Here is a 6330-nt window from a genome sequence, read left to right as displayed (position 1 = left end):
AAAATCCCCACCAGCACCATGGCCAGGATCGCCACCGCGCCGGCCAGAATGTTCGGCAGCGGCAGGTTCTGCAGCAGATCGAAGAGGGCGCCGTCGAAGGAGATGGTCGGTTCGCCGTCGACTATGTCCACCAGCCCGTCGCCGGTATCCGGTGTGGCATCTGCTGCGGCCTGCACGCCAAAGCTGGCCCCGCCGAAGATCGCGAACCAGGCGACGCTCACTACGCTCGGCACCAGCAGCACGCCGGTGACGAACTGGCGGATGGTGCGGCCGCGGCTGATGCGGGCAATGAACATGCCCACGAACGGCGTCCAGGACACCCACCAGGCCCAGTAGAACACCGTCCAGCCGGACATCCAGCTGCGCAGCGCCTCGTCCCCCACGGCTTCGGTGCGGGAGGCCATCTCGGCCAGGTCTCGGGCATAATCGCCGACGGCGGCCGGGACCAGGTTCAGGATGAACAGCGTGGGCCCTGCCAGGAACACAATCAGCGCCAGAACCACGGCCAGCACCATGTTGATGTTGGCCAGCCACTGGATGCCGCGGCGGATTCCGGAGACGGCCGAGGCGATAAAGCATGCCGTGAGGACGGCGATGATGACCACGAGCACGCCGGTTGCCAAGTCGCCAACCCAGCCGTTGAAGGCCAGGCCGCTGCCGATTTGCAGGGCACCGAGGCCGAGCGAGGCTGCGGTGCCGAAGAGGGTGGCGAAGATGGCCAGGATGTTGATGAACTTTCCGGCCGGTCCCTCCACCGTCTTGCTGCCGAACAAGGAGGTGAAGATGGCAGAGATCAGCTGCTTGCGGCCCAGCCTGTAGGTGCCGTACGCCATGGCGATACCAACGACGGCGTACATGGCCCACGGATGCAGCGTCCAGTGGAACAGCGAGGTGGCCATGGCCGTCTGGATGGCCTCGGGGGTTTGCCCGTCAACGGTTCCGGGCGGCGGGGCGATGTAGTGGTACATCGGCTCTGCCACGCCGTAGAACATCAGGCCGATGCCCATGCCGGCGGCGAACATCATCGAAATCCAGGAGATGGTGCGAAACTCAGGCTTTTCGCCGTCCTTGGACAGCGGGATGTTGCCGAACCGGCCGATTGCCAGCCACAGCACAAAAACCACGAAGAGCGAGGCGAGCAGAATGAACAGCCAACCGGTATTCTCCATTACCCAGTTCAGTACGGTGACCGAGGTGGTGCCGAGATGTTCGGTGGCCAGGAAGCCCCACGCGACGAAAGCGACAGCGAGGACGCCGGCCACAGCGAAGACGGTCCTGTCCAGGCCTCCGCCCGTCTGTTGGCGGCCTGCGACGGCCTGCTCGTTCTCGCTCTCACGAAGCTCGGCCAGGATCCGGGCGTCCTCCTCGGTGTCCTCCCGCCCCGGCGGTGCGTTCAGCGGTCTGCCGGAAGGCTCCTGTGCCAGCACCTGCCGAACCTCGTTGTCGGGCGGACCATCATCAACTGCAAGATCTTTGTTCACTGACATCTAGTTCCTTTGTTGGATGACGAAGGCCCGGCTACGCGTACCCGTCGACCTGCAGGCCGGGCGGGAGATTCGGGACCTCTTCTGATTCCTGGACCATGATGATGCCGTCCACCACGGAGACGCGGTGGACGCGGACCGGGAGTTTGGCCGGCGGCGCGTCCACGACGCCGGTGCGCAGATCGAACTTTGACGCGTGCAGCGGGCACTCGACTTCGCAGCCCTCCACCCATCCGTCGGCCAGTGAGGCGTCCTGGTGCGTGCAGGTGTCGTCGATGGCAAAGAGTTCGCCCTCTTCTGTGTGGAAGACGGCGATGGGAGGCGAGGTATCCAGCCGGATGGCATCGCCGGGGGCCAACTGGCTCAACGGGCAGGCTTGATGCATGGAGCGCCTTCTTTCGCAACGGCATAGCGAGGCAAAGTTCCGTCATGAACAACATCGTTCACGATAGGCAACAGTGTGCCCGGTCACATTCTGTTGTCAAGGCCCTTGGAAAATTCTTTACCAGCTTGACGCCTCCAACCCTTGACACGAGTGGGATCTTTCTTCACGCTGTTTCACATAGCGCATCGAGTTGCGCAACGCGCTGCTTGTTGGAAACGTCCTCGATCCTCCTGCCGTGAAAGGCCTCACCCATGCAGACCCTCGTCATCGTCGGGGCTTCCCTGTCCGGGCTCTCTGCCGCCCGGGCAGCCCGTGCCCAAGGTTTTGCCGGCCGCTTGATCGTCGTGGGAGAGGAAATCCATCCGCCCTACGACCGCCCGCCGCTGTCCAAGGACTTCCTGGCCGGCCGAATCTCGGAGGCGGACTTGGCGCTGGTCCACAGCAACGATGAGCTGGCCGCCGAATGGATTCTGGGTGTGAAGGCGGTGCGTTTCGATCCGGAGTCGATGACGGTGGTCCTCAGTGACGGCCGGGAACTCCCCACCGATGGGTTGGTTGTGGCTACCGGCTCGTCCGCCCGGGTGCTGCCCGAAGTCGACGGCTGCAAGAATGTCTTCACCCTCCGCACGCTGGACGACGCCCGGGCGCTGCGCGGGCACCTGCGGCCGGGTCGGAAAATGGTGGTGATCGGGGCAGGCTTCATTGGCGCCGAAACCGCTTCGACGGCCCGTGCCGCGGGCCTCGACGTCACTGTCGTTGAGCGGTCCGCTGCTCCTTTGTCCAGGGCTCTGGGCGCCGAAATGGGTGCGGCCGTCGCCGGGCTGCACTCGGCCGGTGGGGTGGAGATGCTCTGCGGCAGATCCATCCAGTCCTTCCGGACCGGCGGCGGAAACGTTAGCCACGTGGTGCTCGACGACGGACGGGAGCTTCCCGCGGACATAGTGTTGGTGGGCGTTGGTGGGCAGCCGAACACCGATTGGCTGCTCGGCTCCGGAATCCAGTTGGGCGACGGCGTGCTCTGCGACTCGATGGGCCGCACCAATCTCCCCTCGGTGGTGGCCGTCGGCGACTGCGCCGCTTGGTGGAACCCGCGCACAGGGGCGCACGAACGTGTTGAGCACTGGACCGGAGCTCTTGAACAACCCGCCGTGGCCGTGGCAGCGCTGTTGAACGACGCAGCGGCCGCCGCGCCGGTTAATCCGCCGTATTTCTGGTCCGACCAATACGGTTCGCGCATTCAGTTTGCCGGCCATGTGCACGGACACGATCGGGTTGAGATTGAGCACGGCTGCCTCGAAGACAACAGTTTCCTGGCCGTCTACTACGCCGGAGCCGACCCTGTTGCCGTGCTGGGCGTCAACCAGATCCGCCAGTTCACCAGATGGCGCAAATTCCTCAACCGGGAAGCCGAGCGCTACGTGGAGGTACCTTCGGGCGAGTTCGCCACCGCTTCCTGATCCGCACCACACACTCTCTCCCTGCCAGTTCTGTTCAAAGGAGTTCGCATGACCGCCGAGATGGTTTCGGAAAGCTTGATCGCCACCTTGCCTGGCCGGACTTACGTCGACGACGACGTCTTCCGTGCTGAGCAGGAACACATTTTCGAGCAGATGTGGTTCTGCGCGGTCAGGTCGGCGGATCTGGACAAGCCCGGCGCCTATCGAACCGTGCAGATCGGACGGGAATCGGTGATCGTCACCCGCAACCGCAAGGGTGCGGTTCGGGCGTATTACAACATCTGCCGGCACCGCGGCGTCAAACTCTGCCTGGAGGAAAAAGGAGAGGCGGGACGTTCTTTCCAATGTCCGTACCATGCCTGGACCTACGATTTCGACGGCAAGCTCGTCGCTGCGCCGAACTTGACCAAGATGCCGGACATAGACCGGCAGAAGTACGGGCTGGTGGACGTTCCGGTACGCGAATACCTGGGCTACGTGTGGTTGTGCCTCGCGGACGAACCGCCGTCGTTCGACGAGGATGTGGTCGGAGCAATCGAAGAGCGACTGGGCGACGCCGGCGCGATCGACGGGTACGACATCGCCAACCTCAGCCTGGGTCGGAGGATCACGTACGACGTGAAAGCCAACTGGAAGCTCATCATTGAGAACTTCATGGAGTGCTATCACTGCGCAACCATCCATCCGGAGTTGACGGAGGTGCTGCCGGAGTTCGCCGACGGACTGGCCGCACAGTACTTCGTGGGCCACGGCGCCGAATTCGGCGAGGACGTCAAGGGCTTCACGGTGGACGGTTCCGAAGGCCTGGAACGGATTCCAGGCATCGCCGAGGACCAGGACCGGCGGTATTACGCCGTCACGATTAAACCCACGGTCTTCCTGAACCTGGTCCCGGACCATGTGATCATCCACCGGATGTTCCCGCTGGCCGCAGACCGGACCGTGGTGGAGTGCGACTGGCTCTATATGCCCAGCGTGGTGGAATCGGGGAAGGACCTTACGGCCTCCGTGGAGCTCTTTCACAGGGTGAACCAGCAGGACTTCGATGCCTGCGAACGCTGCCAGCCGGCGATGGGATCAAAGATCTACGCAAACGGCGGCGTGCTGGTGCCCAGCGAGCATCACATCAGCGCGTTCCACGCATGGGTCACGGACCGCTTGGCGGTGCATCCCGCCGCTGCCAGCTAACCGCGGCGGCGACCGCGGCGGTCAATCTTCCCGCGAATGGCCCATCCGGGCGCTGATATCCTGCCCGGCCTGCTTGAGGTCCTCGACCAGACCGTCAATGTGCTCCGGCTTAAACCGGAAGGCCGGGCCGGAAATGCTGACGGACCCGATCACGGTTCCCAGGTGGTCCCATACCGGGACGGCAACGGAATTCAGGCCGATCTCGAACTCTTCCTCGACCACCGCGTAGCCGTTGGCGGAGACCTGGAGCAGTTCCTTTTCCAGTTTCTGCCGGGAGGTGATGGTCTTCGCGGTCTGCGCCGGCAACCGGGTTTGCTTGACGATCTTCATCCGGTCTTCCGAGGTGAGACCCGCCAGCAGGACTTTCCCGCTGGATGTGGCGTGCAGGGGCGTCAGGCTGCCGATCCAGTCGTACGTCGCCAACGTGGACGGACCCCTGGCCTGGTCCACGTTGACGGCATAGTTGGAACGCAGGACTGCCAGGTTCACGGTCTCTTTGTACTGTTCTGCCAGTTGCTCCAGCACGGGGCGGGCCTCGCGGACCAGGCTCAGGTTCCCGGGGATCGAGTTCGCGAGCCGCAGGATCCCGAAGCCCAGCTGGTATTTGCCGCGCTCGCTGTTCTGGTGCACCATGCCGCGCTGGTCCAGCGATGCCAGCAATCGCGAGGCGGTGGACTTGTGCACGCCCATTTCCTCGGCGATGTCGCTGACACCGGCAGCGCCACGGCGGGCCAGGATTTCGAGCACGGTGATCGCGCGGTCCACAGACTGCACGCCGCGGGTAAGGTGCTCCGGCGACGCCTCGTCGTCGAGCTCTTCAGGATCGGCCATAGGACCATAATCTCATTGCTGGCAGGGATGGAGCTTCGCGGCCTCCAGGCCGCACGGGGAGTGCTGTCAGTGCGCGGCGACGGTTTCGGGATGGGCAGCGCGGGCTGGCTGTGCGACGGTGCCGGGGAACTCGTGGGACAGGGCGGCAGCCATTCCGGCAGCGGCCCGGTCAAGGAGGATTTGGCCTTTGGCTGCGGTCGCCTCGGCCGCGGAGGAAAGACAACCGGATGCCGGGGTGAGGTCGGGATTGACGGGCAGGACGTCGTAATTGGGCAGCACGGCCGGCGGCGCGTCGATGACTTTTTCCAGCTGCACCCGTTCCGGGTAGAGCTGAAGCATGAGCGAGGTTTCCAGCACGCCGCCGTGTTCCAAATCCCAGCCGGTGAAGCCGGTCGGATACAGTTCGGCAATGGTCGCGTCGTCCACGAAATCCCAGTAGGAGAGCAGCACGACCTTGACGTCCTTGGTGCCGCTTTGGTGCAGTTCGCGGAGCGCCAGATCCACTCCTTCATACAGGAACTGGTAATTCTCGAAATGGCCGTTAATGAAGGCAATGTTCCGGGCGCCGTGCCGGGCGAATTCAAGGGTGAGCGTCTTGGCGATCGAGATCACGGTTGCCGCGTCCAGGCTGGTGGTGCCGGGCAGGTGGTTGCCGCCGCCGGAGCGCTGCTGGGACTTGTATCCGTAGACGACGGGCGCGGCGACAAGTGCGCCGATGGCAGCAGCAGTGGCTCCGGCCAAGGCCCTCGACAAGAGCACATCGACATTGAGCGGCATGTGCGGTCCGTGCTGCTCAATGGAGCCGACCGGGATCAGCACGACGGCGTTGTCTTCGGCGATGCGTTCCCGATAGGTAAAGGCGTCGAGTTCTTCCATGTACACGCTGGCGGGCATGCTAGCTCCAAACGGTCGTTGTGCGGCTCATCCGCGACGGCTGAATGATGGATGGCGGTGGGTGCTGCTGTGGCGGGACCGGAAGGCCCGC

6 protein-coding genes are annotated in these 6330 nt (G+C 64.0%); 2 read left to right on the top strand and 4 right to left on the bottom strand.

The genetic code is table 11. The features are described 5' to 3' along the window. The coding region (locus AC5RWT_RS33210) for a BCCT family transporter (RefSeq protein ID WP_494083932.1) at nt 1-1487 on the bottom strand (1487 nt) is incomplete at its 3' end. Between the two features lie 31 nt (nt 1488-1518). Beyond that, a complete protein-coding gene (locus AC5RWT_RS33205) occupies nt 1519-1869 on the bottom strand; it encodes a bifunctional 3-phenylpropionate/cinnamic acid dioxygenase ferredoxin subunit (RefSeq protein ID WP_494083931.1) in 351 nt (116 codons plus the stop codon). A gap of 251 nt (nt 1870-2120) precedes the next feature. Between AC5RWT_RS33205 and AC5RWT_RS33200 the strand changes: the two genes are divergently transcribed. After that, the gene (locus AC5RWT_RS33200) at nt 2121-3326 is read left to right on the top strand and encodes an NAD(P)/FAD-dependent oxidoreductase (RefSeq protein WP_494083930.1); all 1206 of its coding nucleotides are present in this window, start codon (nt 2121-2123) and stop codon (nt 3324-3326) included. Between the two features lie 48 nt (nt 3327-3374). Further along, on the top strand, nt 3375-4514 hold the full coding sequence (locus AC5RWT_RS33195; protein ID WP_494083929.1) for an aromatic ring-hydroxylating oxygenase subunit alpha: 1140 nt from the start codon (nt 3375-3377) through the stop codon (nt 4512-4514). 21 nt (nt 4515-4535) lie between these two features. Here AC5RWT_RS33195 and AC5RWT_RS33190 read toward each other — a convergent pair whose 3' ends face one another. Next, complete coding sequence (locus tag AC5RWT_RS33190; RefSeq protein WP_494083928.1) at nt 4536-5345, bottom strand: IclR family transcriptional regulator; 810 nt, start codon at nt 5343-5345, stop codon at nt 4536-4538. A 66-nt stretch (nt 5346-5411) separates the two neighbouring features. Further along, complete coding sequence (locus tag AC5RWT_RS33185) at nt 5412-6239, bottom strand: creatininase (RefSeq protein WP_494083927.1); 828 nt, start codon at nt 6237-6239, stop codon at nt 5412-5414. Between the last annotated feature and the right edge of the window lie 91 nt (nt 6240-6330).

The organism is Arthrobacter sp. Dra40 (genome assembly GCF_059091905.1).
The sequence above is the reverse complement of the archived record's forward strand: the minus strand, read 5'-3'. Positions and strand labels throughout refer to the sequence as shown.

Excerpts from the sequence above, each read along its gene's own strand:
- AC5RWT_RS33185 (WP_494083927.1), bottom strand. The coding sequence starts at position 6,239 with ATGCCCGCCAGCGTGTACATGGAAGAACTCGACGCCTTTACCTATCGG.
- AC5RWT_RS33205 (WP_494083931.1), bottom strand. The coding sequence starts at position 1,869 with ATGCATCAAGCCTGCCCGTTGAGCCAGTTGGCCCCCGGCGATGCCATC.
- AC5RWT_RS33200 (WP_494083930.1), top strand. The coding sequence starts at position 2,121 with ATGCAGACCCTCGTCATCGTCGGGGCTTCCCTGTCCGGGCTCTCTGCC.
- AC5RWT_RS33195 (WP_494083929.1), top strand. The coding sequence starts at position 3,375 with ATGACCGCCGAGATGGTTTCGGAAAGCTTGATCGCCACCTTGCCTGGC.
- AC5RWT_RS33190 (WP_494083928.1), bottom strand. The coding sequence starts at position 5,345 with ATGGCCGATCCTGAAGAGCTCGACGACGAGGCGTCGCCGGAGCACCTT.